This is a genomic window from Microlunatus kandeliicorticis (assembly GCF_014137855.1).
GTDB classification, from domain to species: Bacteria; Actinomycetota; Actinomycetes; order Propionibacteriales; family Propionibacteriaceae; genus Microlunatus; species Microlunatus kandeliicorticis.
Window position 1 is genome coordinate 144,768 of the sequence record NZ_JACGWT010000006.1, and the last position, 26,633, is coordinate 171,400.

At 75.1% G+C, this 26,633-nt stretch carries 27 protein-coding genes; 13 read left to right on the plus strand and 14 right to left on the minus strand.

The window, feature by feature from the left end; all coding sequences use genetic code 11:
- The first annotated feature begins 16 nt into the window (after positions 1-16).
- Positions 17-2,380, plus strand: a complete 2,364-nt coding sequence (locus FHX74_RS17480; RefSeq protein ID WP_328823931.1) for a [protein-PII] uridylyltransferase — start codon at positions 17-19, stop codon at positions 2,378-2,380.
- Positions 2,381-3,014: 634 nt separating this feature from the next.
- Here the strand turns inward: FHX74_RS17480 and FHX74_RS17485 are convergent.
- The 3 genes from FHX74_RS17485 to FHX74_RS17495 form a co-directional block, all read right to left on the minus strand.
- On the minus strand, positions 3,015-3,455 hold the full coding sequence (locus FHX74_RS17485) for a HEAT repeat domain-containing protein (protein ID WP_182561487.1): 441 nt from the start codon (positions 3,453-3,455) through the stop codon (positions 3,015-3,017).
- 487 nt (positions 3,456-3,942) lie between these two features.
- On the minus strand, positions 3,943-4,890 hold the full coding sequence (locus tag FHX74_RS17490) for a carbohydrate kinase family protein (protein ID WP_182561488.1): 948 nt from the start codon (positions 4,888-4,890) through the stop codon (positions 3,943-3,945).
- A 9-nt stretch (positions 4,891-4,899) separates the two neighbouring features.
- Positions 4,900-5,997: a DUF4192 domain-containing protein gene (locus FHX74_RS17495; protein ID WP_182561489.1), complete on the minus strand. Its 1,098-nt coding sequence runs from the start codon at positions 5,995-5,997 to the stop codon at positions 4,900-4,902.
- Between the two features lie 146 nt (positions 5,998-6,143).
- Between FHX74_RS17495 and FHX74_RS17500 the strand changes: the two genes are divergently transcribed.
- Together FHX74_RS17500 and FHX74_RS17505 are read left to right on the plus strand one after the other, a co-directional pair.
- Positions 6,144-6,845: a DUF4352 domain-containing protein gene (locus FHX74_RS17500; protein WP_182561490.1), complete on the plus strand. Its 702-nt coding sequence runs from the start codon at positions 6,144-6,146 to the stop codon at positions 6,843-6,845.
- Between the two features lie 35 nt (positions 6,846-6,880).
- The gene (locus FHX74_RS17505; RefSeq protein ID WP_182561491.1) at positions 6,881-7,927 is read left to right on the plus strand and encodes an aldose epimerase family protein; all 1,047 of its coding nucleotides are present in this window, start codon (positions 6,881-6,883) and stop codon (positions 7,925-7,927) included.
- 23 nt (positions 7,928-7,950) lie between these two features.
- Here the strand turns inward: FHX74_RS17505 and FHX74_RS17510 are convergent, their stop codons facing one another.
- The 4 genes from FHX74_RS17510 to FHX74_RS17525 form a co-directional block, all read right to left on the minus strand.
- A complete protein-coding gene (locus tag FHX74_RS17510) occupies positions 7,951-8,343 on the minus strand; it encodes a fluoride efflux transporter FluC (protein ID WP_220484144.1) in 393 nt (130 codons plus the stop codon).
- Entirely contained in the window at positions 8,340-8,729 is a 390-nt protein-coding gene (locus tag FHX74_RS17515; RefSeq protein ID WP_328823902.1) for a fluoride efflux transporter FluC, read from the minus strand. The genes FHX74_RS17510 and FHX74_RS17515 overlap by 4 nt, the downstream gene beginning before the upstream one ends.
- 85 nt (positions 8,730-8,814) lie before the next feature.
- Positions 8,815-9,825: a Gfo/Idh/MocA family protein gene (locus FHX74_RS17520; RefSeq protein ID WP_182561492.1), complete on the minus strand. Its 1,011-nt coding sequence runs from the start codon at positions 9,823-9,825 to the stop codon at positions 8,815-8,817.
- Positions 9,825-10,916 carry a Gfo/Idh/MocA family protein gene (locus FHX74_RS17525; RefSeq protein ID WP_328823903.1) on the minus strand — a complete coding sequence of 364 codons (1,092 nt, stop codon included), beginning with the start codon at positions 10,914-10,916 and terminating at the stop codon, positions 9,825-9,827. The genes FHX74_RS17520 and FHX74_RS17525 overlap by 1 nt, the downstream gene beginning before the upstream one ends.
- Positions 10,917-11,098: 182 nt before the next feature.
- Between FHX74_RS17525 and folP the strand changes: the two genes are divergently transcribed.
- Both folP and FHX74_RS17535 read left to right on the plus strand, forming a co-directional pair.
- Positions 11,099-12,031, plus strand: a complete 933-nt coding sequence (gene folP / locus FHX74_RS17530) for a dihydropteroate synthase (protein WP_328823904.1) — start codon at positions 11,099-11,101, stop codon at positions 12,029-12,031.
- The gene (locus FHX74_RS17535) at positions 12,028-12,687 is read left to right on the plus strand and encodes a class III extradiol ring-cleavage dioxygenase family protein (protein WP_182561493.1); all 660 of its coding nucleotides are present in this window, start codon (positions 12,028-12,030) and stop codon (positions 12,685-12,687) included. The genes folP and FHX74_RS17535 overlap by 4 nt, the downstream gene beginning before the upstream one ends.
- On the opposite strand, the gene FHX74_RS17540 is transcribed toward FHX74_RS17535, so the two are convergent.
- Both FHX74_RS17540 and FHX74_RS17545 read right to left on the minus strand, forming a co-directional pair.
- Positions 12,688-13,902, minus strand: coding sequence for a glycosyltransferase (locus FHX74_RS17540; protein WP_182561494.1), 1,215 nt, complete (start codon positions 13,900-13,902; stop codon positions 12,688-12,690).
- Entirely contained in the window at positions 13,899-14,999 is a 1,101-nt protein-coding gene (locus FHX74_RS17545; protein WP_182561495.1) for a DMT family transporter, read from the minus strand. Before FHX74_RS17545 ends, FHX74_RS17540 begins: the two co-directional genes overlap by 4 nt.
- 418 nt (positions 15,000-15,417) lie before the next feature.
- Between FHX74_RS17545 and FHX74_RS17550 the strand changes: the two genes are divergently transcribed.
- Positions 15,418-15,960: a rhomboid family intramembrane serine protease gene (locus FHX74_RS17550; protein ID WP_182561763.1), complete on the plus strand. Its 543-nt coding sequence runs from the start codon at positions 15,418-15,420 to the stop codon at positions 15,958-15,960.
- Positions 15,961-15,970: 10 nt separating this feature from the next.
- On the opposite strand, the gene FHX74_RS17555 is transcribed toward FHX74_RS17550, so the two are convergent.
- Both FHX74_RS17555 and FHX74_RS17560 read right to left on the minus strand, forming a co-directional pair.
- Positions 15,971-16,360, minus strand: a complete 390-nt coding sequence (locus FHX74_RS17555) for a hypothetical protein (protein ID WP_182561496.1) — start codon at positions 16,358-16,360, stop codon at positions 15,971-15,973.
- 47 nt (positions 16,361-16,407) lie between these two features.
- On the minus strand, positions 16,408-17,145 hold the full coding sequence (locus FHX74_RS17560; protein ID WP_182561497.1) for a lysoplasmalogenase family protein: 738 nt from the start codon (positions 17,143-17,145) through the stop codon (positions 16,408-16,410).
- Positions 17,146-17,220: 75 nt separating this feature from the next.
- Between FHX74_RS17560 and FHX74_RS17565 the strand changes: the two genes are divergently transcribed.
- Complete coding sequence (locus FHX74_RS17565; protein ID WP_182561498.1) at positions 17,221-17,769, plus strand: gamma carbonic anhydrase family protein; 549 nt, start codon at positions 17,221-17,223, stop codon at positions 17,767-17,769.
- Positions 17,770-17,788: 19 nt separating this feature from the next.
- Here the strand turns inward: FHX74_RS17565 and FHX74_RS17570 are convergent, their stop codons facing one another.
- The gene (locus FHX74_RS17570; protein WP_182561499.1) at positions 17,789-18,481 is read right to left on the minus strand and encodes a nucleoside/nucleotide kinase family protein; all 693 of its coding nucleotides are present in this window, start codon (positions 18,479-18,481) and stop codon (positions 17,789-17,791) included.
- 31 nt (positions 18,482-18,512) lie between these two features.
- Between FHX74_RS17570 and FHX74_RS17575 the strand changes: the two genes are divergently transcribed.
- Entirely contained in the window at positions 18,513-19,814 is a 1,302-nt protein-coding gene (locus FHX74_RS17575) for a cysteine desulfurase-like protein (protein ID WP_328823905.1), read from the plus strand.
- Between the two features lie 165 nt (positions 19,815-19,979).
- Here the strand turns inward: FHX74_RS17575 and FHX74_RS17580 are convergent, their stop codons facing one another.
- Positions 19,980-20,891, minus strand: a complete 912-nt coding sequence (locus FHX74_RS17580) for a LysR family transcriptional regulator (RefSeq protein ID WP_182561501.1) — start codon at positions 20,889-20,891, stop codon at positions 19,980-19,982.
- Positions 20,892-20,958: 67 nt separating this feature from the next.
- On the opposite strand from FHX74_RS17580, the gene FHX74_RS17585 reads away from it, so the two are divergent.
- The 4 genes from FHX74_RS17585 to FHX74_RS17600 all read left to right on the plus strand — a co-directional run bounded on the left by FHX74_RS17585 (position 20,959) and on the right by FHX74_RS17600 (position 24,834).
- On the plus strand, positions 20,959-22,233 hold the full coding sequence (locus tag FHX74_RS17585) for an MFS transporter (protein WP_182561502.1): 1,275 nt from the start codon (positions 20,959-20,961) through the stop codon (positions 22,231-22,233).
- A 23-nt stretch (positions 22,234-22,256) separates the two neighbouring features.
- Positions 22,257-22,517 (plus strand): DUF2630 family protein, encoded by a 261-nt coding sequence (locus FHX74_RS17590; RefSeq protein ID WP_182561503.1) that lies wholly within the window; start codon positions 22,257-22,259, stop codon positions 22,515-22,517.
- A 20-nt stretch (positions 22,518-22,537) separates the two neighbouring features.
- Positions 22,538-24,223 carry a phospholipase D family protein gene (locus FHX74_RS17595; protein ID WP_182561504.1) on the plus strand — a complete coding sequence of 562 codons (1,686 nt, stop codon included), beginning with the start codon at positions 22,538-22,540 and terminating at the stop codon, positions 24,221-24,223.
- A gap of 62 nt (positions 24,224-24,285) precedes the next feature.
- Positions 24,286-24,834, plus strand: coding sequence for a hypothetical protein (locus tag FHX74_RS17600; RefSeq protein WP_182561505.1), 549 nt, complete (start codon positions 24,286-24,288; stop codon positions 24,832-24,834).
- 9 nt (positions 24,835-24,843) lie between these two features.
- Here FHX74_RS17600 and FHX74_RS17605 read toward each other — a convergent pair whose 3' ends face one another.
- Complete coding sequence (locus FHX74_RS17605; RefSeq protein ID WP_328823906.1) at positions 24,844-25,572, minus strand: SDR family NAD(P)-dependent oxidoreductase; 729 nt, start codon at positions 25,570-25,572, stop codon at positions 24,844-24,846.
- A gap of 52 nt (positions 25,573-25,624) precedes the next feature.
- On the opposite strand from FHX74_RS17605, the gene FHX74_RS17610 reads away from it, so the two are divergent.
- Positions 25,625-26,614, plus strand: coding sequence for a nucleoside hydrolase (locus FHX74_RS17610; RefSeq protein ID WP_182561506.1), 990 nt, complete (start codon positions 25,625-25,627; stop codon positions 26,612-26,614).
- Positions 26,615-26,633: the final 19 nt, after the last annotated feature.

The following is a 26,633-nucleotide window of genomic DNA, read 5'->3' on the forward strand; positions in this document are numbered from 1 at the left end:
GTGCCTCAACGTCGCGATCCGGTCCTCCTGGGAAACCAGTGGGGGGCCGGATCGTCGGCGTTCCGTCACCCGGGTGATGGAGGAGGCGCTCGAGGAGCTCTGGGCTGAGGCGGGCGGGCCCACCCACGGGGTCGGGCTCGCCTGCGTCGGCAGCCTCGCGCGCCGCGAGCTCGGTCCCCGTTCCGACCTCGACCTGGTGCTGGTGCACGACGGCCGGACCGCCGGGGTCGAGGCGCTGGCCGAACGGCTCTGGTACCCGCTGTGGGACTCGCGGGTGCGGCTCGACCACGCGGTCCGCACCCCGGCGGAGTGCGCATCGATCGCGGGCAGCGAGCTCAGTGCCGGGGTCGGGCTGCTCGACCTGCGTCCGCTGGCCGGGGACCGCGACCTGGTCGGGTCGGCCCGGACGGCCCTGCTCGCCTCCTGGCGCAACGGCGCCCGCAAGCGGCTGCCCGAGCTGCTCGACTCGATCGACGAGCGACGGCGGACGTTCGGCGACGCCGCCTATCTGCTCGAGCCCGACCTCAAGGAGGCCCGCGGCGGGTTCCGCGACATGAGCACGCTCCGCGCGCTGGCCGCCACCTGGCTGACCGACCTGCCGCACGGGTTGGTGACCGAGCCGTACCACCGGCTGCTCGACGTCCGCGACGCGCTGCACGTCACGGCGGGACGGACGCTGGACCGGCTGCTGGCCACCGAGGTCGACGAAGTGGCCGCGCGGCTCGGCTACCCCGACGGCGACGAGCTGCACCGCTACGTCTCGCTGGCCGCCCGGCGGATCGGCTACGCCGTCGACCTGACCGCCCGCGCGGCCCGGCAGGTGCTCCCGGTGCGGCGGGTGATCAGCTTCGCCCGGCGCGAGCGGAAGCCGGTGCTGTCCGAGGGGCCGCACGGACTGATCGTCCACGCCGGCGAGGTCGGGCTCGGCCAGCGCGTGTCGGTCGCCGACCCGCTGCTCGGACTGCGCGCCGCCGCCTACGCCGCCCGCGAGGGGCTGGTGCTCTCCCCGGTCACCGCGGAGAACCTGGGCCGCGCGCTGGCCGACGGGACCACCCCGCCGCTTCCCGACCCGTGGCCGGCCGAGGCGCTGGAGGCCCTGCTCGAGCTGTTGTCCGCGGGCCGCGGGCTGCTCGGACCGTGGGAGGCGCTCGAGCTCAACCGTTGCATCGGGGTCTGGCTGCCGGACTGGACGTCGATCCGGGCCAAGCCGCAGCACAACCCGATCCACCGGCACACCGTCGACCGGCACTCGGTGCAGACCGTGGTGGAGTGCGCGCCGTTCCTGACCGCGGTCGAACGTCCCGACCTGTTGCTGCTGGCGGCGCTGTTCCACGACATCGGCAAGGCGACGGCGGGTCGCGACCATCCGGCGGTGGGAGCCCCGGTGGCCCGGGCCGCGGTGCTGCGGCTGGGGCTGAGTGCCGAGGACGCCGACGTGGTCGCGCTGCTGGTCCGCGAGCACCTGGCGCTGGCCGACCTGGCGACCCACCGCGACCACACCGACCCGGCCACCGCCGAGACGCTCGCCACCGCGGTCGGCGGGCGGGCCGAGAACCTGCGGCTGCTCCGGGCCCTGACCGAGGCGGACGCCCGGGCGGCCGGTCCGGCGGCCTGGTCGCCGTGGCGGGCGCAGCTGATCGACGCCCTGGCCGACCGGGTGCTCGGCCGGCTGACCGGCGCCGAGCGCCCGGCGCCCGCCCAGACCGCGCGCGGCGTCCGGCTGGCCGCCGCCGTGGCCGGTGACGGGCGGCCGCGGGTCGAGGTCGAGCCGGTGCCCGGCGGGGTCGAGCTGGTGGCCGCCGAGCGTGACCGGGTCGGTCTGTTCGGCGACATGGCCGGGCTGCTCGCCGCGCACCAGGTGACCGTGCGCTCGGGATCGCTGACCACCGAGCACGGCATCGCGGTGAACACCTGGCGGCTGGAGGTCGACGACCCGGCCGACCTGCCCCCGGCGTCGGTGCTGCAGACCGAGCTGCAACGGCTGGCCGAGGGTGACCACCGGGTGCTGCAGGGGGTGCGGCGGCGCGACCTGCGGAACCGGGCCGGCGCGCCGACCCCGTTCGTCGCCGCGCTCCCCGGGGCCAGCGAGACCGCCGCGGTGCTCGAGGTCCGCGCCGGCGACCGGAGCGGGCTGCTCTGGGCCCTCGGCGAGGCGGTGGCCGGGATCGGGCTCAACCTCCGGTCGGCCCACGTCAGCACGCTGGCCGGCCAGGCCATCGACACGCTCTATCTGACCGAGCCCGACGGTCGCCGTCCGGACGACGACCGGGTCGCCGAGGCCATCACCGTGGTCCGCGCCGCCGCCGGACTGCCCGAGCCGGACAGGCAGGCGACCACGGCGACCGCCGACAGGCACGGAGACCCGATCACGGCGCCCTGAGCCTGCCGAAGGGCGAGGAGCCAGCGCTTCGACAAGCTCACCGCACGTATACGCGCCCACGCTCCCTGAGCCTGTCGAAGGGCAAGGAGCCAGCGCCTCGACAAGCTCAGCGCACGTATACGCGCCCACGCTCCCCGCGCCTGTTGAAGGGCAAGGAGCCAGCGCTCCGACAAGCGCGCGTCCTCGCGCCCACGCTCCCCGCGCCTGTCGAAGGGCGAGGAGCCAGCGCTTCGACAAGCTCAGCGCACGTCCTCGCGCTCACGCTCCCTGAACCTGTCGAAGGGCAAGGAGCCAGCGCTTCGACAAGCTCAGCGTGCGTGCTCGCGCTCACGCTCCCTGAGCCTGTCGAAGGGTGGGCAGCGAGCGCTCCGACAAAGTCAGCGCACGTGCTCGCGCTCATGCTCCCTGAGGCTGTCGAAGGGCGAGCAGCCAGCGCTTCGACAAGCTCAGCGCACGTCCTCGCGCCCACGCTCCCTGAGCCTGCCGAAGGGCGATGGCCACGCGCCGGCTCGCGCTTCGACAAGCTCAGCGCACGCGCTCTCGCTCACGCTCCCTGAGCCCGTCGAAGGGTGAGGAGCCAGCGCTTCGACACGCTCAGCGAGCGTTCGAGCGGACACCCTCCGACGGCCCAGGGTCAGGGGTCGGCGGCGACGATCCGGTCGACGGCGCGGGCGGCGGCCGCGCGGACGCGGGCGTTGGGGTCGACACGGAGGGCGTCGAGGGGTTCGAGCAGGTCGTCGAGGCGGTGGCGGGCGGCGACCTTGGCCGCCATCTCGCGGACCCGCCAGTGGTCGTCGGTCAACGCCGTGCGCAGCTCGGGGAGAGCGTCGTCGTGCCAGGACCAGAGCAGGCCGCGGGCCGCCCAGGTCCGGAACCAGTAGCTCTCGGGATCGCGGGCCAGCTCGTGGTCGGCGAGCGGAGCGCCGAGCATCCGGACGAGATCGACCAGCCCGGCCCGGTCGGGTGACTCGCCAAGCAGCAACCGGCGACAGCCGTCGACGACCGCCGGGCGACCCCAGCGGGCGCAGGCGCGGTCGACCAGCGTCCGCGGCAGCGGCCGGTCCGAGGAGCCCACGGCTCGACCGTAGACCCCGGGGACGCCAAAGGACCGGCGCTCGCGACTCAGGGGGAAGTGAGACGTCAGTGCCGGTCCGTGGCTGGTGCTCGTCATCGAGCGATGCGGTTGTGGGGTGCTGCGGGGCGGCGCCGGTGGACGTCTCGCGGTGTCGGGGGCCACTGCGGTCGGTCGGGGGCGACGTCATGGTCGAGCGTCGGGTCGTGCGTGCGGAGGTTCGGTCCTGATCGGTGTCGGGGGCCACCGGCCGGGGACCTCGGTCCGCGGTGTCCGTCGGTGCGGGTTCGGGTGACCTTCTCCTTCGGCGTCGGGGGCCACCGTCGGTGTCGGTCGTCCGGAGCGTTTCCGTTCCGTGCTGACACCCAGAACACTACGGGCGCCAGCGGCGGCCGTCTCGGCTGCTCGTGCACACCCGATCGGCATTCCGTGCAGAGCTTCGGACCGCGTCAGCGGGCGAGCTCAACGGTCCCGAGTCAGTGGTCCCGAGTCAGTGGTCCCGGGTGGCCACCAGCGCATCGACCTCCTCGGTGCTGGGCGGCTGGGCGCCCTTGCGTCCGCAGACGATCGAGGCAGCCGCCGCCCCGCGGGTGAGGGCGTCGGACAGCCCGGCGCCGCGCGCGACGAAGCCGTCGAGGAACCCGGCCATGAAGGTGTCCCCGGCGCCCACCGTGTCGAGCACCTCGGTCGGGAAGCCGGCCACGTCGACCCAGTCGCCCTCGTGCGGCAGCGCCGACGCGCCGCCCTCACCACGGGTGACCAGCACGTGCCCGACCCCGTGCTCGGTCCGGTAGCCCTCGGCGAGCTGCTTCCAGTCGGCGCCGCCCCCGGCCCGGGCGAGGAAGGCGAGGTCGTCGTCGCTGGCCTTGACGATGCCGCCGCGCTCCCCCACCAGCGCGACCCACGGCTGCACCCGGCGCCAGTACTCGGCCGGGTCGGAGATCACCGTCGGGCGGACGTTGATGTCGATGCTGATCGGTGCGGACGTGCCGCGCACCCAGTCGAGCAGCACCTCCGCGCCCGGTTCGACGACCAGGGCCAGCGAGGCGATGTGCAGCCAGTCGTCGGCCGAGAGCGCGGGGAGCTCGTCGGGCTGCCAGCGGAAGTTCGCGGTCTGGTCGAAGTGGAAGGCGTAGGACGCCTTGCCCTGCTCGTCGAGGCTGACCACGGCCAGCGAGGTGAACTCGTCGGTGGTGACCGCCAGGTCGAGCTGCACGCCGGCCCGCTCGATGTGGCCGCGGAGCTGACGCCCGAAGTCGTCGGTGGAGATCCGGCCGAGGAAGTGCGTCGGGTTCCCGAGCAGCCCGAGCGCGACGGCGGTGTTCATCGGACCGCCCGCCGACAGCGCGAGCCAGCTGCTGGAGAACGTGTCGCTCGGCGCGTCCTCGTCCTTGACCAGGTCGATCAGGGTCTCGCCGCAGACTACGAAGCGCGTCATGGCGTCAACCTATCGAGGTGGGCCTGCCGAGTCCGGCACCGAAGACGAGCCGGTCAGCCGGCCCCAGGTCTCGGGCGGGAGCTGCTGGTCGAGCACGGCGTCGATCAGACCGGCCAACCGGTGCACCGGGTCGGACTCCAGCACCCGGTCGACGCAGCACCGGGCCAGCGTGCCGTCACCGCACTGCCAGGCCGCCACGGCCAGCACGCAGAGCGGACCGGCCGCCAGCTCCGGCGGGCTGACGGCGACGACCCGTTGCCACAGCTCGGCCTGCTGCCGTGCTCCGGGACGGTCGACCAGCACGAGTGCGGCGTCGCGTCCGGCCACCCCGGCGACCAGCAGCGCCAGGCCCAGCAGGTCGTCCTCGCCGGGCCCGCCGGGGACGTCCCGGTCGCCGGAGGAGGCGTCCCGTCTCCCGGCCATCGCGTCGAGCGCACGAGCGACGGCACTACCCACCGGGACCGCCGGGTCGTGCTCCACCGCCCGCGTCGTGTCGCGGAGCGACCCCTGCAGGGCGCGAAGCCGGCGCCGGAGCCGGGGCAGCTCGCGCGCCGGCGGTCCGGCCGCCGACCGGGCCACCGCCGCCCGGTCGCCCCGCACCGCGCACCCCGCCAGCACCGCCTCGGCGACCAGCGGGCTGTCGCCGACGTCGTAGCCGACGCCCTCGGGCGGGCACGGGTCTCCCAGCCGCGACCACCACCGCGTCCCGTCCGCATGGATCGCCACCCGCACCGCGACCCCGGTGCCGTGCAGGGCGAACGCGGCCCGGTCGAGCACCCGGGCGCACCGGCGTCCGTCGGAGCCGTAGGCGATCAGCACCACCTCGGCGGCCCGCTGCTTCCGGGCCACCGCGACCACGGTGTCCACCACGGCCAGCTCGGCCTCGGGGTGCCCGGCCGGCGGCAGGTCGAGCCGGGCCGACAGCCCGAGCCTGCTCGCCCCGCCGTCCGGGTTCGCCACAAGCACGGACAGCACCAGCGACTCGTACGGGTGGTAGCCGAGCAGGTACGGGATCAGCAGCACCAGGTCGGTGTGGTCGGTGGCGCGCAACCGGACCGGTGCCTCCGGTGGTCCACCGGACCCGGGCAGGTCGTCGAGGATCCTCATGCCCGCACCCTGGGACGGTCGTCCGGCGCGGTCCGCTCCGCCGGATCCGCTGTGGACGACGCTCCCCGACCGCCGCGGGCTGTGGACAGGCTGCGGCGCGGCGAACGCTGAGCGGTTGCGCGCCCCGCCGACGGTAGGTTGGCCCGGTGAGCGACCGCGGCCCCGACTTCCAGCCGCCCGCCACTCCCCCCGGTCCACCCGCTCCGTTCGACCCGCGGCAGCCGATCGTCCCGACCGGCCCGGACCGCAGGGTGCCCGCCGGCACCGCCCCGGGCGCCCCGCGTCCGCCGCGGCCGGCCCGGCCGCCGCGGCGCTGGGGACCGACCGTCATCACCGGCGCGGTGCTCGCCGTCGCTGCCCTGCTGATCGTCACCGGGGTGCTCGTCGGGCGCTACCGCGACCAGCACGCCACGGCCGCGGCCACCCCGACGCCGGGCGCGCCGGCACCGGTGACGCCACCGCCCACCGACGCCAACGGCGACGCCACCGCGACCGCGTTCGAGGCCGAGACCGGCTCGGGGACGCTGTCGATCGTCGGCCACGCCTGGACCACCGGCGGCAGCCCGCCGCCGCAGTTCGGCGCCTACCTGCTGATCGAGATCCAGGTGAAGGTCGACACCGGTGACCTGGAGCTCGGTCCGCCCTTCTTCTCGGCCTTCGACGCCGACAGCCAGTCCTACGCGGCGACCACCACCGAGCTGCGCCGACCGGCGCTCGAGGACGCCGTGGTGCACGCCGGCCAGACGGCCCGCGGTTGGATCGCCTTCGACATCGACCGCGGCCGCACGCTCGTGATGCTCGCCGGTCAGGACGCCCGCCCGATCGCCGCCCTCAAGGTCGAGGGCTAGCAGGTCGAGGCACGAGGACGCAGGAGAGAACACCCATGACCGACCGTCTCGACCGCTCCGTGCTGCGCGGGTGGGAGGTGCTGACCCTCCGCAGCGAGGCGCTGAGCGTCGGCGTCGTGCCGGGGCTCGGCGGCACGCTGGTGGGCCTGACCCGGGCCGGCGACGACACCCCCGTCAGCTACGCGACCCCGTGGGGGCTGCCGGGGGCGGGCACCGGGCTGCTCGGCGGGTCGGCCGAGGAGCTGCGGGCGGACGCCGACCCCGGCGGCTGGCAGACGCTGTTCCCCAACGCCGGTGACAACGCGGTGGTCGACGGCATCGAGTGGGGTGTCGACGGCGAGGCCCGGGTCACCCCGCTCGAGGTCACCGGCACCCGGGCCGAGAACGGTGCGGGCGAGAACCGCACGAACGAGGACGGCACGGGCGAGGACACGGACCCGGTCTCGGTGACCATGACCGGGCGGCTGCGCCGCTCGCCGTTCCGGCTGACCAAGACGATCGCCCTGGCCGGCGACACCGTCACAGTGACCGAGGAGGTCGAGAACCAGGGCCGCCAACGCTCGGACGTGCTCTGGGGCTCACGGATCTGCCTGGGCGCCCCGCTGGTCGCCGAGGGCACCGAGCTCGACTGCGGCGCCAGCCTGGTCCACCCCGACGCCGCCGAGGTCTACGACGCCGACTACGCCGACGTGTTCCCCTGGCCCCGGGTGCTGGGGCGGACGGGGATGGTCAACCTGCGCTATCTGCCCGAGCCCGGACTCGGCGGCGACCGGACCGCCTATCTGACCGCGTTCTCCGACGGCTGGGCCGAGGTGCGCAACGAGACGCTCCGGCTCGCCGTCCGGGTCGAGTGGGACGCCGAGACCTGGCCGCACCTCTGGTACCGGCTCGAGGACGGCGCCGAGCGCGGCCACCCGTGGTTCGGGCGCGAGCACTTCCTCACCCTCAGCCCGTGCAGCGGCTGGCCGGCGCGCGGGTTGCACGACGCCCGCCGGATCTCGGGCAGCAGCCTGGCCCTCGACCCCGGCGAGTCGCTGACCACCACCCACCGGGTCCGGGTACGGACGCTCGACGCACACTGAGCCGCACCGCCCGGCCGGAGGGATCAGCGGCCGAGCGCCAGCCCGGCGGTCAGCCCGAGCAGGGCGAGCAGCCCCGCCCCGACGAGCGTCCCCAGCCCCTGGGTCGCTGCCGCTCCCCAGCGGCGCTGGCCGAGCAGTCGCACCACCTCCACGCAGGCTGTGCTGAAGGTGGTGTACCCACCGCAGAAGCCAGTACCGGCCACGCTCTGCAAAGTCGCGGGCGCGCCGGACAGCACCAGTCCGGCGAGCAGCCCGAGCAGCAGCGAGCCGCTCAGGTTGATGATCATGGTCCCGGGCGGGTGCGCGTCCGGGCGCCGGGACCAGCGGGCGCGGAGCCAGCCGTCGAGCGCGAACCGGGCCACCGCACCGACGCCGCCGGCCAGCGCGACGACCACGATCATCATCGGCGCGCTCACCGCGCTCCGCCGCGTCGTCGGGGCAGCCGGCTGCCGATCAGCACGCCGGCCGCGGTCACCAGCAATCCGAGCACCAGACTGAGCGCGGCGTAACCGATCCCCTGCCAGGGCAGCGATCCGCGCAGGTCGAGGGCGACGTCGAGGGCGAGCGTGCTGTAGGTGGTGAACCCGCCACAGAACCCGGTGCCCAGCCCGAGCCGGAGCAGCCGTCGACGTCCGACGTCCGGGCCACGGCGGGCCAGCGCCTCGAGCAGCACCCCGAGCACCAGGCAGCCCACCAGGTTGATGATCAAGGTCGCACCGGGGCTGCCGAGCCCCGCACGGACGCCGAGCAGGTCGGTCAGCGAGACACGGGCCGCCGTGCCGACGGTCCCGCCGACGAACACCAGGGCGAGCAGCGCCGGCCGCCGGTGCGGGGCGGCCGGGCTCGGCGACGAGGCGCCGGGGATCGGGATGGGAGGACCCGGTGACTCAGTCGAGCGCGACCGGCTGCCCGCTGCGCACCGACGCGTAGCCAGCCTGCACCACCCGCAGGCTGCGCAGCCCCGCCTCGCCGTCGGGCTGCGGCCGACGACCGGTGGACACCGCGTCGAGGAACTCGTTGATCATCAGCTCGTCGGCGTTGGTGCCGTAGGCCAGCCAGAGCCCGTTGCGCCGGGTCTCGGAGTGCCCGTCGACCCGGCTGGCGAAGGCGTCCAGGTCGGCGATCCCCCCGCTGGCCACCAGCTGGAGGGTCAGCCCACCCCAGGTCGGGTAGGAGTCGGGCTTGGACCAGCTGCAGTCCACGGTGGCGATCACATCGTTGGCGTACTCGACCGAGACCATCCCGCCGGTCTCCACCGACACCCGGTCCCCGTGCAGGATCTTGTTGGTGCTGGCGTAGACGCTGCGGGCCGGGACGCCGTCGAAGAGGCAGTCGATCAGGTCGGCGACGTGGACGGTGTGGTCGGTCAGCGACCCGCCACCGGCCAGCTCCGGGTCGACGAACCAGGCGCGCGCGTCCATCGGGATCTGACCGTTGTTGGTGCCGGTGATCGCCAGCACCTGGCCGAGAGCGCCGGCGTCGACGGTCTGCTTGAGCTGGACGAAGTCGGGGCTGAACCGCACCGGGTAGGCGACCATCAGCGAGACCCCGGCCTCGGCGCAGGCCGTGATCATCGCCTCGGCGTCCTCGACGCTGGTGGCGATCGGCTTCTCGCACAGCACGTGCGCGCCGCCCGCCGCGGCCAGCTCGGTCAGCCGGCGGTGGTCGGAGTTCTCCGAGCAGATCACCACCGCCTCGGCGCCCCAGTCGAGCGTCGCGGCGTAGTCGGGCAGGTAGGTGACCCCGAGCTGCGCGGCCAGGGCCTCGCCACCCGGCTCGTTCCCGCGGCGTCCGTGGTCGGGGTCGGTGACCACCAGCTCGACGTCGGCGCGCTGCGACAGCACGTGCCAGTAGGACAGGGCGTGGGTGTGCGCGAACGACCAGAGCGCGATCTTCATCAGGCGGTCCTCCCGGCGGTGATGCCCTCCATGACCTCGGCGACCGCGACCGCGCGGCCCTCGGCGATCGATCGGACGCCGGCCTCGGCGACCGCGACCGCGCGCAAGCCGTCCGCCGCGCTCACCCGGGGCGGTGGGCCCCCCGCGAAGGCGGCCGCGATCTCGCGGATCTCGGTGAGGAACGGGCTCTCCCCCGGCATGGCCGGCAGCAGCCCGGTCCCCTCGCCGTCCCCGGCGGACGCGTCCGCGGCTCCGGTGTCGACGGTGATCGCGGGGTGCGCGGTCGAGTCGTGCCGCAGCAGGCCGTCCGGCCCGGCGATCTCGAAGGTGGTCCGGAACACCGTGCCCGGACGGGCCCAGGTGCCGGTGACGTAGCTGACCGTGCCGTCGACGTGGGTGAGCACCAGCTGGGCGGTGTCGACGCCGGTCTCGCGGCTGCCGGTCCGAGTGGCGCGACCGAAGACGGTGGCCACGTCACCCGCGTTCCAACAGGCGAAGTCGATGTCGTGGATGATCTGGTCGAGCACGATCCCGCCGGAGATCGCCGGGTCGTGGAACCAGGCCCGGACCGGCCGCGAGCCGGTGCGGCTGAACCGCTGGACGGCGACCCGCCCGACCGCCCCGTCGGCCACCGCGGCGTGCATCGTGGCGTAGGCCGGGAAGAACCGCACCACGTGCCCGGGGTACAGCTGGACGCCGGCGCGCTCACAGGCGTCCAGCACCGCGGCGGTGTCGGCAGCCGTCCGGCAGATCGGCTTCTCGCACAGCACGTCCAGCCCGGCGGCGGCCGCGGCCTCGACGATCTCCCGGTGCGCGTCGGTCGAGGTGACCACGTCGACGGCGTCGCGGTCGGCGAACGCCTCCTCCAGGCTGCTGCACGCGGTGCCACCGCCGCAGTCGGCGATCAGCTGCTCGGTGCCCTCGAGCGAGTAGACGTTCACCTGCGCGCCGAGCGCGAGCCAGGCCGGCAGGTGAGCGCGGGCGATGCCGCCGGCGCCGATCATCGCGATCCGCAGCGGCCGGTCGCGGCCGGGCCGTCCCGTACTGTCCTCGGTGCTGTGCTCGGTGCTGTCCTCGGTCTGCGCCGCCACGCTCTCCCTCGCTTCACCCGGAGTCGTCCGGACCCGGTCGGGTCTGGACTAGACCATGCGGCTCAGAGGCTAACAGCGCAGCCCCGCGTCGTGTCCGGATCCCACGCCGACGGCGCGAGCGCCGGCGAACCGGGGCCCGGCGGGCGCGTCCGATCCGCCCGTCCGGCTGGAAGAATGCCCACGTGGCGGCGCCCGACGTGGATCTCCAGACGTCCCTCCGACCTTCCGCACCCGAGCTCCCCGACCCGCCGGACCGGCTGCGGCTCGGTCACCGCACCTTCCCACGCACCCAGCCGCTGGTGATGGCGATCGTCAACCGCACCCGCGACTCCTTCTACGACGCGGGCGCGACCTTCGACCTCGGCCCGGCGCTGGAGCGGGTCGCCGCGGTGGCCGCCGACGGGGCCGACATCGTCGACATCGGCGGGGTCAAGGCCGGGCCGGGCGACGTGGTCGACGAGGCCGAGGAGATCCGCCGGGTGACCGGGATGGTGGCCGCGGTCCGTGCGTCGCACCCCGAGCTGGTGGTCAGCGTCGACACCTGGCGCTCGTCGGTGGCCCGCGAGGCCTGCCGGGCCGGCGCCGACCTGCTCAACGACGTCTGGGCCGGGCACGACCCCGAGCTGGCCGGGGTCGCCGCCGAGTTCGACGTCGCCCTCGTCTGCGCCCACACCGGTGGGCTCGCGCCGCGGACCGGGCCGTTCCGGACCGGCTACGACGACCTGCTCGGCGACGTGGTGGGCGGGGTGGTCGGGCTGGCCCGGACCGCGCTGGCCGCCGGTGTCGCCTCCGACTCGATCGTGCTCGACCCGGCGCACGACTTCGGCAAGAACACCTGGCAGAGCCTCGAGGTGACCCGGCGGCTCGACGAGCTGACCGGGCTCGGCTGGCCGGTGCTGGTCTCGGTCTCCAACAAGGACTTCGTCGGCGAGACCCTCGACCTGCCGCTCGACCAACGACGCGAGGGGACGCTCGCCGCGACCGCGGTCTGCGCCTGGCACGGCGCCCAGATCCACCGGGTGCACGACGTCGCGGGGACCCGCCGGGTGGTCGACTTCGTCGCCGCGGTCCGCGGCGACCAGCCGCCGGCCCGGACCGTGCGGGGGCTGGCGTGAGCGCCCGCGGCGCCGTCCTCGTCCCCGGTGCGCCGGTGCTGCTCGAGGGTCTCGGCGGACGGACCGATCCCGGGGCCGCCGTGCGGGCGGTCGCGGTGACGCGGCTGACCGCCGCCCTGGAGGCGATCCGGCCCGACGTGGTGCTGGTGCTGGCCGCCGACCCGGTCGTGCGCGACTGGACCGGGACGCCGTTCTCGGTCGGTCGGTTCCTCGGCACCGCGCAGGCCTCGGACCCGCACCTGCCCACGGCGTTGGGCGTCGGTCAGGCTCTGCTGGCCGCGGCCGGCTGGACCGGTGAGGTCCGCAGTGTCACCACCGACGGCACCGGCCCCGACGACGCCGGGCTCGGCGCCGCCGACCTGGTGGTGGTGGTCGGCGACGGCAGTCCGCTGCGTCGGTCGGGCGGGCCCGACCGGCCCGACCCGCGGGCCCCCGAGGTCGACGACCGCGTCCGCGCGGCCGTGGCCGCCGGCGACACGGCAGCACTGCGTGACCTCGACCCCGGGCTGGCCCGGGAGCTGATGATCACGGGCGCGCCGGCCTGGCGCCGGCTCGCCGCGTGGGTCGGGGACGCCGCGGTGCGGGCGGAGCTCGACTACGCCGACGACCCCTTCGGGGTGTTCATGATCATCGCTGGCTGGCGCTGGACGACCTGATCAGGCGGCGGTGGTGACCGGCGTCCGAGCCCGGTCGCGCACCCGGTCGTAAACCGCCTCGAAGGCGTCGAGGGTGTCGGCCAGCGCGTGCGGGGCGACCATCCGCCGGCTCTCCTCCCCCATCCGGGCACGGAGCCCGGCGTCGCCCAGCAGCGACGCGAGCCGGTCGCGCAGCCCGGCCACGTCCCCGGGCGTGAACAACCAGCCGTTGCGGCCCGGGTGCACCAGGTGCGGCAGGGCCATCGCGTCGGCGGCGACCACCGGCTTGCCCGCCGACATCGCCTCGAGCGTGACCAGGCTCTGCAGCTCGGCCACCCCCGGCATGCAGAACACGTCGGCCCGGCCGTAGGCGCGGAGCAGCTGCTCGTCGTCGACGAACCCGAGGAAGCGAACCCGGTCGGGTCCGAGGCCGAGGTGGGCCGCCAGTCGGTGCAGGTCGGCGCGGCGGTCGCCGTCCCCGATGATCTCGAGCCGCGCCGGCAGCTCGGCCGGGAGCCCGGCGAAGGCGCGGAGCAGCTCGTTGACCCGCTTCTCCTGGTCGAGCCGACCGACGAACAGTACGGTGGGCACCGCGCGCTCGGCCGCGGTGCCCGCGGCCCGGGCCGTCAGCGTCGCGTTCCAGTAGAGGTTGACGTCGATGCCGCAGGAGATCGCCTGGGCGTCGTCGCCGATGTCGGTCGCGGTCCGCAGCAGCTCGACGGCCCGCGGGGTCGGCGCGGTGATCGCCGCCGCGCGGCCGTAGACCCGGGCGAAGTCGCGCCACGCGAGCCGGCCGACCAGCCGGTCGAGCGCGCGCGGGATGTTGAAGTAGCCGGTCAGGTTCTCCGGCATGAAGTGGTTGGTGGCCACCAGCGGCAGCCCGAGCTGGTCGGCGGCGTAGGCGATCCCGCGGCCGACGATGAAGTGCGACTGGACGTGGACGAGATCGGGGTCGATGGCCGCGACCAGTGCCCGGGTCTCGGCCTTGGCCTGCCAGGGCCAGCTGACCCGGAAGGTCTCGTGGATCGGCGTCTTGTGCGAGCGGACGCGGTGCACGGTCAGCGTCCCGCCGCCCAGGTGCCGGACCGGCTCGGGTCCGGCCGGACCGGTCGGGGACGGGCAGATCACGTGGACCTCGTGCCCGCGCTCGGCCATCCCGTGGGCGAGGCGTTCGACGAAGCGCGCGGCGCCGTTGATGTCCGGGGCGTAGGTGTCGCCACCGATCAGCAGTCTCACTGCGGTTCCTTTCCGGTTCCCGAGGGGATCGGGGTCGCGTGGGGCTGGGCCGCGCCGACGGCGACGGGTTCGCCGTCGGCGTGCTGAGGGAGGTCTGAACCGGTCGGTACGGCGACACCGTAGCCAGCCGGGACGGCCGCGACCGGGCTCGGCACGCCACCGTCACCGAGGTGTCGCTTGCGGGCCTCCGGGTGGTCACGGGCCAGCACCACGACCGACACCGCGGCCAGCAGCCCGCAGACGGCCATCGCGGTCCGCACCCCGGTACCGAGCGCGGCGCCCTCGCCGAGCACGGTGAAGCCGATCAGCACAGCGACCATCGGGTCGACCACGGTCAGGCAGGCGATCACCACCTCGGGCGGGCCGGAGGCGTAGGCCCGCTGGACCAGCCAGCCACCGATCGGCGCGGACAGCGCGAGCCCGGCGATCGTCGCGATGCCGACCGGGGTGAGCAGGGTGGCGGGCCCGTGGGAGAGCTGGTCGGTGATCGCCTTGATCAGCGCCGAGGTGAGCCCGAGCCCGACCGCCCCGGCCAGCGCGCTGCTGAGGCACCGCGCCCAGCCGTGCAGCCGGCGCGAGACCAGCACGAAGACGATCATCAGCGCGGTGATCACCGCCTCCACCACCAGCAGGCCGCCGAGGGTGCTGGGGACGCCGCCGTCCTGCCCGGAGGCCAGCCAGACGAAGCCGGCGATGCTGGCGACGCAGCCGGCGATCGGGACCGCGATCATCGCCGACGGGCGGTGCCGGGCCAGCACGGCGGCGGCCAGTACGGCGATCGGAACGCCGAGCACCCCGACCGGTTGGATCAGCGAGACCGGGGCCAGCGCGAGAGCGACGATGTGGAGCGCACCGCCGAGCAGCACGAGCCCGCTGCCGGCCAGCCAGGAGCGGCGGCGGAACAGCCCGAGGCTGCGCCGCAGCCCGAGACCGTGGTGGTGCCGCCGTTGCACCGCGGTGGGCCGCAGGTCGAGCGCGGGACGGCCGACGGCACGCCGGACCGCGCGGTGCTGGAACACCGCGGCCAGTCCGAAGCAGGCCGCATCGAGCACCGCCAGACCGAGCGCCACCGCGGTGGCCGCGTCCGGCGGGATCATCGTGGCTCCTTCCTGGGCCGTCCGACCCGGCCACGGTAAGTCGCACGGGACGGACCGCGCCGGAGCCGGGCCGCCGGGCTCAGGGAGCCCTCAGCGGTCGCGTCCGCAGCGGGACGCGTCCGCTCGGGACCGGGCCGGATCGCCATGGCAGAACCCTCGCACCGGCGGCGCGTCCGCGTCAGTCCGTCAGGTCCCTGATTCGCGGGCTGCGGCTACGACCACGGGACTACTGGGACGGCCCCGACGCCACCCCGGTCGGGCTCGACCGGGTGAGGCGGGAGCGCGAAGCTGTGGACGGACGTGGGCGCTCCCTACCCTGGACAGGGTGAGCACGAACCCGTGGGGACCGCCGACTCCGTACGCACCGCGGCCGGTCGCGCGGCGGACCGGGGTGTCGCCGCTCGGCGCCGCCGGGCTGATCCTCGGTCTGCTCGCCCTGATGTGGCTGCTGGAGATCCTCGACGCCGGCACCGGCGGAGCGCTCGACCAGTTCGGGATCCGCGCGCAGGACCTCGACGGGCTGCCCGAGATCTTCACCGCGCCGTTCCTGCACGCCGGGTTCGCGCACCTGATGAGCAACTCGGTGCCGTTCGCGGTGCTCGGCTTCCTGGTGCTGCTCGGCGGGCTGGCCCGTTGGCTGGTCAGTTCCCTGGTCGTGGTGGTCAGCTCGGGGCTGACCGCCTGGCTGCTCACCCCGGCGAACACGATCGTGCTGGGCGCCAGCGGGGTGATCTTCGGCTGGCTGACCTATCTGCTGGTCCGCGGCGTCCTCACCCGTCGGCCGAGCCAGATCCTGATCGGGGTCGCGGTCCTGCTGGTCTACGGCGGGATGATCTGGGGCGTGCTGCCGGGCACCTACGGCGTGTCCTGGCAGGCCCACCTGGGCGGCGCGGTCGGCGGCGTGGTCGCCGCAGTGCTGCTGCACCGCCGGTCGCGACCGGCACCCGCGCCGGGCCTCTGACCCGAACGGCTCAGCGCTCGCCCGGGAGCACCTCCTGCAGCTCGCGCGCGGCGGCCATCACCTCGTCCTGGAGCGGGCCGATCGCCTCGTAACCGGCCGGGATCGGGCCGGTGAACACCGGACGCACCTCGAAGGCGAGGTCGATCAGACCCTCCCGGGTGGGCGTGCCCTGACGCAGCTGCATCGCGGTGCCGGCGACCCGGTTGTACTCGTTCATCCGCTCCTTCCAACCCGGCAGGTCGAACCGCGACTCGTCGGAGCGCATCTCGGCGGTCAGCGCGTCGCAGGCCTGCTCGAACCGGCGGAGCTGGGTGCGGCGTGCCTCGACGTCGAGGCTGATCGGGACCGCGGTCCCCTCGTCGTCGTCGTTGCGGCGGAACAGCTTGTCCAGGAGCCCCATGGCCCGAGTCCTCCTCAGCGGCGGGCGCCTCCCGCCGGGCGGCCAACCTACCCAGCCGCGCCGACCCGGCCGCCCCAGCCCGACCGGCGCAGCACACCGAGCACCAGCAACAGCTGCGCGACCACGTAGGTGGGCATCACCAGCAGGTCGAGCGCCGAGGCGAGCGGCCCGCCCGCCTCCGCGAACACCGTCAGCCCGAGCGACAGGTCGCTGACCAGGAACACCAGCCCGCCGAGGCCCGCGACCCGGTTGAGCCCGCCGGCCAGCACCGCCATCGTGCCGAGCGCGACGCCGTACAGGACGACGGCGGGCAGCAGCGGCCCCGCCGCCCGCCCGACCCACAGCACCAGCACCCCGACGCCGACGGTGACGGCCGCGAGCTGCAGCGGCCGGGCCACCGGGCTGTGCCGCCAGTAGGGCCGGAACGCCGCGACGTAGGCGAGCTGGGCGAGCAGGAACAGCCCGATCTTGGCCAGCAACGCGACGCCGCCGACGGTGTCGCCGAGCCAGGAGAACAGCAGCGCCAGGAGCACCCACCCGGTCAGCCGGTCCCGGCCCGGCCGGGCCGCCAGCAGGAACCCCGCCAGCAGCGGCATCAACGCGACCAGGCAGCCGGCGTCGACCCACCGCCAGGCCGCGCCGGACAGGTCGGAGACCACCAGCTCGAGCACCGCGACCGCCAGGTAGGCCCCGAGCAGCGCCCGGGCGACCAACGGCCGGCGGGCCGACACCAGCGCCGGCACCCCGGGCGCCGGCTCCCCGGACGGAGGGCGGCGGGCGGTCATGCGGTCAGGCTACGACCGGGACCCGACACCGCCCCGGACCCGCGAGGACGGCCCGGATCGGGCAGCATGACCGTCATGCCCGAGCCTGCGTTCCCGGTCCCCAGCCCGCTGGTGCTGCCCTACGACGGCGTCGACCCGGTGATCGATCCCGACGCCTGGCTGGCTCCGACCGCCACGGTGATCGGCCGGGCCGTGGTCGAGGCGCGCGCCTCGGTGTTCTACGGCGCGGTGATCCGGGCCGACATGGACCGGGTGCGGCTCGGCGCCGGGAGCAACCTGCAGGACAACGTGGTGGTGCACACCGACACCGGCTTCCCGACCCTGATCGGCACCGGGGTCAGCGTCGGCCACGGGGCGGTCGTGCACGGCTGCACCGTCGAGGACGACTGCCTGATCGGGATGGGGGCCACCGTGCTCAACGGCGCGGTGATCGGCACCGGGTCGCTGGTGGCCGCCGGGACGGTGGTGCTGGAGGGCACGGTCGTCCCGCCGCGTTCGCTGGTCGCCGGGGTGCCCGGCAAGGTCCGGCGGAGCCTGGACGACGACGAGGTGGCCAAGGTCGTCCGCAACGCCGAGCACTACCTCGAGCTGTCCGCCGGGCACCGGGCCACCCTCGGCGGCTGATCCCTCGGCGCGGTCCGGATCAGCCCTCGAGCCCGGGCCCGTGCGGCATCGGCAGCCGGGTGGTCTCGAGCACCAGGTCGGCCCGGTCACGGGTGGCGCGGATCAGCCGGGCGTTCGGCTCGTCGTTGGCCAGCACCCAGGCCCGCGCCGCCTCGGGGCTCTTGCCGTACTCGACGTGCCGGGCGATCAGCCGGTCGAGCCGGACCCCGTCGTCCATCGCCACGAACCAGACCTGGTCGAAGCGCGCGCGGACCGCGGGCCAGGGGTCGGCGTCGAGCAGGAGGTAGTTGCCCTCGCTGACCACCACGGTTTGCGCGGGCGTGACCGGGACGGCGTTGGCCAGCGGCTGCTCGAGATCGCGCTCGAACTGCGGTGCGTAGACGTCGTGGTCGGTCTCCGTGCGCAGCCGGTCGAGCAGAGCCAGGTAGCCCCAGCCGTCGAAGGTGTCCGGCGCGCCCTTGCGGTCGCGGCTGCCGTGCAGCTCGAGCACCCGGTCGGCCAGGTGATAGCCGTCCATCGGCACCTGGACCGCCGTGGCGCCGAGCGCGGCGACCAGCGCGGCGGCCACCGTGCTCTTGCCCGCGCCGGGTTCGCCGACCACCCCGATCAGGATGCGGGTGCCGGCCTCGCGCGGACGGACCGCACGGGCCAGGTCGGGGACGAGCGGGTCGAAGGCGGTGACCTCGACCACCGGCGGCGGACTGGCGGTCATGGGCGACGAGGCTAGTGGGCAGACTGGCCCCGTGTCCGCACCCAGCACCGCCCGTCCGAGTGAGCCCGCTGTCGCCTCCGGGGGCTCGGCCGCCCCGGCCTTCGACGTGGCCGCGTTCCGCGCCGGCTTCCCCTCGCTGACCTCGGGCATCGCGCACTTCGACGGGCCGGGCGGCACCCAGACGCCGTCAGCGGTGGGCCGCGCGATCGCCGAGACCCTGACCGGACCGCTCTCCAACCGCGGCACCCGGGTGGCCTCGGAGCGCAACGCGTCGGCGGCGGTGGAGGCGTTCCGCTCCGCGTACGCCGACCTGCTCGGCGCCGCCCCGGAGACCGTGGTCTTCGGACGCAGCGCCACCCAGCTGACCTACGACTTCTCCCGCCACCTCAGCGGCGACGCGATCAGCCGCTGGCAGCCCGGCGACGAGGTGGTGGTCAGCCGGCTCGACCACGACGCCAACGTCCGGCCGTGGGTGCAGGCGGCCTCCCGCCGCGGCGCCACCGTCCGCTGGATCGACCTCGACCCGGCCACCGGCGAGCTCGACCTCGACAGCCTCGCGGCGGCGCTCTCCCCGCGGACGCGGCTGGTCGCGGTGACCGCCGCCTCGAACCTGATCGGCACCCGCCCGCCGATCGCGGCGATCGCCGAGCAGGTGCACGCGGTCGGCGCCCTGCTCCACGTCGACGCCGTGCACTTCGCCGCGCACGGACTCGTCGACCGCGAGGCGCTCGGCGCCGACCTGCTGGTCTGCTCGCCCTACAAGTTCTTCGGGCCGCACTGCGCGGTGCTGGTCGGCGATCCGGGCCTGCTCGACCGGATCCGCCCGGACAAGCTGGTGCCGTCGACCGACCGGATCCCCGAGCGGTTCGAGTTCGGCACGATGCCCTACGAAATCCTGGCCGGCGCGACCGCCGCGGTCGACCTGATCGCCGGGCTGGCCGGCGACCCGGCGCCCACGGACCGGCGCGCGGCGCTGGTCGCCGCGCACGCCGCGATCGGAGCGCACGAGACCCGGCTCCGCACCCGGATCGAGGACGGGCTGGCCGCGCTCGCCGACGAGACCGGGGCCGGCATCACCCTGCACGCCCGGGCGGCCGACCGCACCCCGACCCAGCTGGTCACCGTCGCCGGCCGGTCGATGGCCGAGGCCGCCGACTTCCTCGCGACGCGGGACGTGCTGGCCCCGGCCGGCACCTTCTACGCCGTGGAGCCGGCCCGGGTGCTCGACCTGCCGGACCCAGCGCCGATGCGGATCGGCGTGGCCGCCTACACCGACGACGCCGACGTGGACCGGCTGCTCGACGGGCTGCGCGACTGGCTCACCGGCTCCTGAGATCGGACGCGCTTCGACAGGCTCAGCGCGCGTTCCCGCCCGTTCCCCCCCGCTCCCCGAGCCTGTCGAAGGGCGCCCCCTCACGCTTCGACAAGCTCAGCGCGCGTTCCCACGCCGTTCCCTGACCGCGTTCCCCCACCCGTTCCCTGAGCCTGTCGAAGGGCGTCAGCCGAAGGCGGCCGCGCCGTGGTCGAGGACGTGGCGGCGGAGCACGGCCGCCGGGGCGGCCAGTGACCGGTCGGCGGCCCAGACCGCGCTGATCGTCCGGACCGCGGTCGGGTCGGCGATGGCCACCTCCCGCGTCAGCCCCGGGTCGCCGGACCCGGTGGGCACCACCGCGATCCCCAGCCCGGCGGCCACCAGCCCGGCGACGGTGGCGAGGTCCTCGGACTCGAAGGTGTAGCGCGGGGTCAGACCCAGCCGGGCGAACAGCGCGTCGCCCAGCGTCCGGAGCCCGAACCCGGGGCGCATGGTGATCATCGGCTCGGCGCCCAGCTCGGCGGCCAGCCGGTCGGGCGCCAGCCGGGTCCGGCCGGCCCAGCGGTGCTCGGACGGCACCAGCACCACCAGGTCCTGGCGGGCCAGGTCGCGGCGACCCAGCCGGCGGTCGTCCGGCGCCGGGGAGATCAGCCCGACGTCGACGGCGCCGGCCAGCACCCGCTCGACGATCACCCCGGCCGCGTCCTGGACCAACCCGACCCGCAGGTCGGGGTGGTCGGCCCGCAGCCCGCGGACCAGCCGCGGAACGGCGACCGGGCCCATGCTGTGCAGGAACCCGAGCACCACCCGGCCACTGTCCGGGTCGGTCTCCGCCGCCACCGCGGCCAGCCCGGCGCGCAGCTCGCCGGCGGCCCGGCCGGCGTGCTCCGCGAGCAGCCGCCCGGCCCGGGTCAGCCGGACCCCGCGGCCGTCCGGAGCCAGCACGGGGGTGCCGAGCCGCTGCGCCAGCCGGGCCATCGACCGGCTCAGCGTGGGCTGCGGTATCCCCAATTGCTCGGCCGCGCGGGTCAGGTGTTCGGTGGCCGCGACCGCCTCGAGCTGCGCGACCACCGGGGCCAGCTCGTCCAACTCATGCACGAATGCATGATAAGTGCAGGTCTCTTCCAGTAGGTGTATCGGACTTCTCGGTCGTAGCGTCGGCGTCGTGACCAGCCCGACCCTCGCCTCCGACCCGACCTCCCCGGCGCCACCGGAGCGGGTCGCGGACGATCCGGGTCGCCGCGAGCTGCGGCGGCTGGAGGTCGCGATGCTGGCCGCCGCCGTGGCCAGCTTCGGGGTCATGTACTGCACCCAGGCGCTGCTGCCCGAGATCGGGGCCGACTTCGGCGTCGGGCCGGCGGCGGCCGCCCTGACCGTGGCGCTGACCACCGGGGGGCTGGCGCTCGGGGTGCTGCCGATGTCGTCGCTGGCCGAGAGCTTCGGCCGCGGCCGGGTGATGCGGATCGCGCTGGTCGTCGCCGCCGCGCTGGTGCTGGTCGGGGCGTTCGCCGGCACCTTCGGGCAGCTGCTGGTGGTGCGTGCCCTGGTCGGGCTGGCGCTGGCCGGGGTGGTCGCAGTGGCCATGGGCCACCTCGGCGACGAGGTCCCGCCGCGGGTCGTCGGGTCGGTGATGGGCCTCTACGTCTCGGGCAACAGCCTGGGCGGCGTGCTCGGCCGGCTGATCCCCTCCGGCGTCGGCGAATTCGGCAGCTGGCGGCTGTCGGTCGGGGTGATGGCCGCGCTCGCGCTGCTGGCCACCGCGGTCTTCGCGGTGCTGCTGCCCGCCCCGCGCCGGTTCGTGGCCAAGCCGTTCGCACTCCGGGTGCACGCCGCGGCCGTCGCCGACCACCTGCGCAACCCGGACCTGCGCCGGCTCTGCCTGGTCGCGCTGCTGCTGATGGGCGGCTTCGTCGCCGCGTACAACTACCTCACCTACCGGCTCGAGGCGGCGCCGTTCCGGCTCACGCCGTCGGTGACCGGGCTGGTGTTCCTGGCCTACCTGGCCGGCACGGTGACCTCGACGGTGGCCGGCCGGCTGGCCGACCGGTACGGCCGCCGCCCGGTGCTGCTGGCCGCGGTCGGCGTCGCCCTGGCCGGGCTGGCGCTGACCCTGCCGGACGTCCTCGGCTGCGTGGTCGCCGGGCTGGTGGTCTTCACCGGCGGCTTCTTCGGCGCCCACGCGGTGGCCAGCGGCTGGGTGTCGCGCCGGGCGACGCACAGCCGCGCGCAGGCCTCCGCGCTCTACCTGATGTGCTACTACCTCGGCTCGAGCCTGGGCGGGACGCTGATCGGCTTCGCCTGGACGGCGGGCGGCTGGCCGCTCACCGTGGCCACCGTCGGGACGCTCTTCGTGCTCGCCGGCGTGGTGGCGCTCAGGGTCGGCAGGCGGCCGGTGCCCGCGCGACCGGGGCCCGCGTGCCAGACTGACGCGCCAGCTTGAACCGCAGGAGAGGGAGGGCCACGGTGGCCGAGCAGTCCAGCACCGCGAACGGGGACCGCGACGTCCTCGCCCACATCCACGAGCTGATCGAGACCGAGCACCGGCTCCGCTCCGGCGCCGAGCAGGGCACCGGCTCGACCACCCACGACCTGGCCGCGATCGAGCGTCAGCTCGACCAGTGCTGGGACCTGCTGCGGCAGCGCCGGGCCCGGCAGGAGTTCGCCCAGGATCCCGACGAGGCGCACCTGCGCCCGGAGAACGAGGTCGAGGGCTACCAGCAGTAGCCGGCCCGGACCGCACCCGGATGACCCGGCTCGAGGACTGGCTGCTCACCAAACGCGAGCGCGCCAACGCCCGCTCCGTGCTCGACGCCCGGCACCCCGGCCAGGACGCCTGGTCGCACGGCAACCACGTCCGGCCGCTGATCCACGGCGCCACCTACTTCGCCGAGCTCAAGGCGGCGATCGAGGCCACCCGCGACGGTGACCTGATCTACTTCACCGACTGGCGCGGCGACCCGGACCAGCGGCTGACCGACGACCCGGACTCGGTCGCCCGCGACCTGCTCGCCGCCGCCGACCAGCGGGGCGTGGACGTCCGCGGGCTGATCTGGCGCTCGCACCTGGACAAGCTCAGCTTCTCGGCCGAGCAGAACCGCCAGCTCGGGCTCGAGCTCCAGGCCCGCGGCGCCGAGGCGCTGCTCGACATGCGGGTCCGGACTTTGGGCAGCCACCACCAGAAGATGGTGGTGATCCGCTACGCCGACCACCCGGCCGACGACGTCGCCTTCGTCGGCGGGATCGACCTCTGCCACTCCCGCCGCGACGACGCCGAGCACCGCGGCGACCCGCAGCCGCAGGCGATGGCGCCGGTCTACGGCCCGACCCCGGCCTGGCACGACGTCCAGGTGGCCATCCACGGCCCGGCCGTGCACGACGTCGAGAGAGTCTTCCGCGAGCGCTGGCTCGACCCGACGCCGCTGAGCCGCAACCCGGTGTTCTGGCTGCACGACCTGCTGACCGGCACCGACCTCGAGCCCGATCCGCTGCCCCCGCAGGCCGACCCGCCGCCGCCGGTGCCGCAGGGCACCCACGTCGTCCAGCTGCTCCGCACCTACCCGAACCTCCGGCACGGACGGGACTACCCGTTCGCCCGCGGCGGCGAGCGCAGCGTGGCCCGCGGCTACAGCAAGGCGCTGGCCCGGTCGCGCCAGCTGGTCTACATCGAGGACCAGTACCTGTGGTCGGTCGACGTCGCGCGGGCGTTCGTCGGCGCGCTGCGGTCGAACCCCGAGCTGCGGGTGATCGCCGTGCTGCCGCGGGTGCCGGACCAGAGCGCGCCGCTCTCGCGGGTGCCGCAGCAGTGGGGCCGGGCCGAGGCGCTCGCCCTGCTCCGCGAGGCAGGCGGCGACCGGGTGGCGGTCTACTCGATCGAGAACCACGTCGGCCGGCCGGTCTACGTGCACGCCAAGGTCTGCGTGATGGACGACGTCTGGGCCACCGTCGGGTCGGACAACTTCAACCGTCGCTCCTGGACGCACGACTCCGAGCTGTCGGCGGTGGTGATCGACGAGGCCGAACCGGTGCCCGACGGGCTCGACCTCAACTACGCCCGACGGCTCCGACTGACCCTGGCCGCCGAGCACCTCGACCGGGAGGTCGGGCCGGCCCGGTTCCCCGGCGACACCGCGCACCTGCTGCCGCCGCGTCCCGGGACGCCGACCGAGGCGGCCCTGGACGCCGCCCTGCTCGACCAGCTGGCCGACTGCGTCGACCCGGCCGACGCGTTCGAGACGTTCGCCGCCTCGGCCCGGCGGCTGGAGGCCTGGCACGCGGGTGGGATGCGCGGACCGCGTCCGGCCGGCCGACTGCGTCCGATCCCCGAGGTGCACTTCTCGGCCTGGACGCGACGCTGGGCCGACGTGATGTACCGGCGGGTCCACGACCCCGACGGCCGACCGCGGGTGCTCCGGCAGCGACGTCAGTTCTGAGCCCGGGTCACGGACGCGGCGCGGACGGCCGGATGTCCGGACCCAGCGCTACCGTCCGGTACGTGAGCACTCCCGTCCGCGTCGCCACGCCCTGGCCGGTGTTCGACTTCGGTGCCTTCGTGGCGGCCTACGACCGCGAGCGCCGGGTCCGCGGGCTGACCTGGTACGCCTTCGCCGACGAGCTGTGGGACCAGTCGGAGGTGCTCAACGCCGAGCTCGGCGACCACCCGTTGTGCGGTGGCGCGGTGTCCCGGCTCGGTGCCCGGGGTGAGACCTCCTGCCAGTACGCGCTCTTCCTGCTGCGGTGGCTCGGCCGGCCGCCCGAGGACTTCCTCCGCGGACCGGTGGTGGACGTCGGTGACACCACCCTGCCGACCGCGGGGCCGGACCAGCGGCTGCGCTGGGACCTGCACCAGCTGCACGGAGAGCTCGACGCGCAGCGCCGCGACCGCGGGCTCACCTGGGCCGCGCTCGGCGCCCGGCTCGGCTGCACCCCCAGCCGGCTCACCAACCTGCGGACCGCGCGGATCGCCGACCTGGCCCTGGTGATGCGTCTGACCCAGTGGCTCGGCCGGCCCGCCGCCGCCTTCGTCCACCCCTCCCGCGGGTGAACGCCCGGCTCAGATCGTGTGGCCCCCGTTGACCGAGAGCACCTGACCGGTGACGAACCCGGCCGCCGCGGAGGCCAGGAAGGTGACCACCGCGGCCAGGTCGGCCGGCTCCCCCATCCGCCCGAGCGGCACCTCGGCGCGGTAGCCGTCGACGTCCGCGCCGGCGTGCCGCTCGACCGGGATCCAGCCGGGCTGGACCAGGTTGACGGTGATCCGGTCGGCGCCGAGCTCCTTGGCCCACACCTTGACCAGCCCGACCTGCGCCTTCTTGGCGGCGACGTAGGCCGACCAGCCGGGATCGGCGCGGTCGGCCAGGTCCGAGCCGATCAGCAGCACCCGCCCGCCGCCGAGGCCCCGCATCGAGCCGAGCGCGGCCTGCACCAGCAGCGTCGGGCTGAGGACGAACGGTTCGAGCTGGTCGAGGTACTGCCGCCAGGTCACCTCGGCCACCGTGGCGGTCGGCTGCGGCCCGGTGGCGTTGGCCACCAGCACGCCCACCGGGCCGAGCCGCTCCTCGGCGGTGGCCACCAGCCGGCGGACGTCCGCCTCGACGGTGACGTCGGCCTGGACCGCGATCGCGGAGCCGCCGGCGCCGGTGACGTCGTCGACCACCCGGGCGGCCCCGTCCGGATCGGTGCGGTAGTTGACGCAGACCGGGTGACCGGCGGCGCCGAGGTGCCGGGCGAGGTGGGCGCCGAGGCCGCGCGAGGCTCCGGTGACGACAGCGGTGGGCAGCACGCACCGACCCTAGAGGGTGGCTCCACCACCGCTGCGGACTAGCGTGACCGCCATGCCCGACAGCAGCACGTCCACCCCTAGCGACCGGGTGCCGGTCTACCTCGACTGCGACACCGGGATCGACGACGCCCTGGCTCTCGCCTACCTGCTCGGCCGGCCCGACATCGACCTGGTGGGGATCGGCTCGGTGAGCGGCAACATCGACGCCGAGCGCGGGGCCCGCAACACCCTCGACCTGCTCGCCCTGGCCGGCCGCGACGCCGTCCCGGTCGCGGTCGGTGCGCACGACCCGCTGACCGGGAGCTTCGCCGGCGGCGCCCCGCACGTCCACGGCAGCAACGGCATCGGCGACATCGACCTGCCGGCGGCCGGACGCGGCCCGGTCGACGGCTCGGCCGCCGACCTGCTGATCCGGCTGGCCCACGAGCACGCGGGCCGGCTGCAGGTGATCGCGGTCGGGCCGCTGACCAACCTGGCGCTGGCGCTGCGCACCGAGCCGCGGCTGGTCGACCTGGTGCCGCGGGTGACGATCATGGGCGGGGCCGCATTGGTGCCCGGCAACGTCACCCCGGTCGCCGAGGCCAACATCGCCAACGACCCCGAGGCGGCCGCCGCGGTGGTCGAGGCGAGCTGGCCGGTCACCCTGGTGCCGCTCGACGTGACGCTCGAGCACGTGCTCGACGAGGACGACCGGTCGGCGTTGCTGGCCTCCGGTCACCCGCTGCCCCGCGCGCTCGGCGAGATGCTCGACCTCTACTACGGCTTCTACGTCGAGCTGTACGGCGAGCGCTGCTCGGCGCTGCACGACCCGCTGGCCGCCGCCCTGGCCCTCGACGGCGTCGCGGCCACCGTGGCCCCGGCGGTGCCGGTGACGGTCGACGCCACCGACGGCCCGGGCCGCGGCCAGACGATCTGCGACCTGCGCAACCAGCGTCAGCGCTGGGTCGACCGCGACGGTGCGCACGTCCGGGTCGTGCTGGAGGCCGAGCCGCCGCTCGGCCCGCACCTGATGCAGACGATCCTCGGCGCGTTCGGCTCCTGAGGCCCGGCTACGGCCGGCG

Coding starts and splice junctions, on each gene's coding strand:
- FHX74_RS17520 (WP_182561492.1), bottom strand. CDS start 9,825: ATGAAGATCGCGCTCTGGTCGTTCGCGCACACCCACGCCCTGTCCTAC.
- FHX74_RS17560 (WP_182561497.1), bottom strand. CDS start 17,145: ATGACCGCCCGCCGCCCTCCGTCCGGGGAGCCGGCGCCCGGGGTGCCG.
- FHX74_RS17570 (WP_182561499.1), bottom strand. CDS start 18,481: ATGACCGCCAGTCCGCCGCCGGTGGTCGAGGTCACCGCCTTCGACCCG.
- FHX74_RS17495 (WP_182561489.1), bottom strand. CDS start 5,997: ATGAGGATCCTCGACGACCTGCCCGGGTCCGGTGGACCACCGGAGGCA.
- FHX74_RS17565 (WP_182561498.1), top strand. CDS start 17,221: ATGCCCGAGCCTGCGTTCCCGGTCCCCAGCCCGCTGGTGCTGCCCTAC.
- FHX74_RS17545 (WP_182561495.1), bottom strand. CDS start 14,999: ATGATCCCGCCGGACGCGGCCACCGCGGTGGCGCTCGGTCTGGCGGTG.
- FHX74_RS17595 (WP_182561504.1), top strand. CDS start 22,538: ATGACCCGGCTCGAGGACTGGCTGCTCACCAAACGCGAGCGCGCCAAC.
- FHX74_RS17490 (WP_182561488.1), bottom strand. CDS start 4,890: ATGACGCGCTTCGTAGTCTGCGGCGAGACCCTGATCGACCTGGTCAAG.
- FHX74_RS17610 (WP_182561506.1), top strand. CDS start 25,625: ATGCCCGACAGCAGCACGTCCACCCCTAGCGACCGGGTGCCGGTCTAC.
- FHX74_RS17505 (WP_182561491.1), top strand. CDS start 6,881: ATGACCGACCGTCTCGACCGCTCCGTGCTGCGCGGGTGGGAGGTGCTG.
- FHX74_RS17555 (WP_182561496.1), bottom strand. CDS start 16,360: ATGGGGCTCCTGGACAAGCTGTTCCGCCGCAACGACGACGACGAGGGG.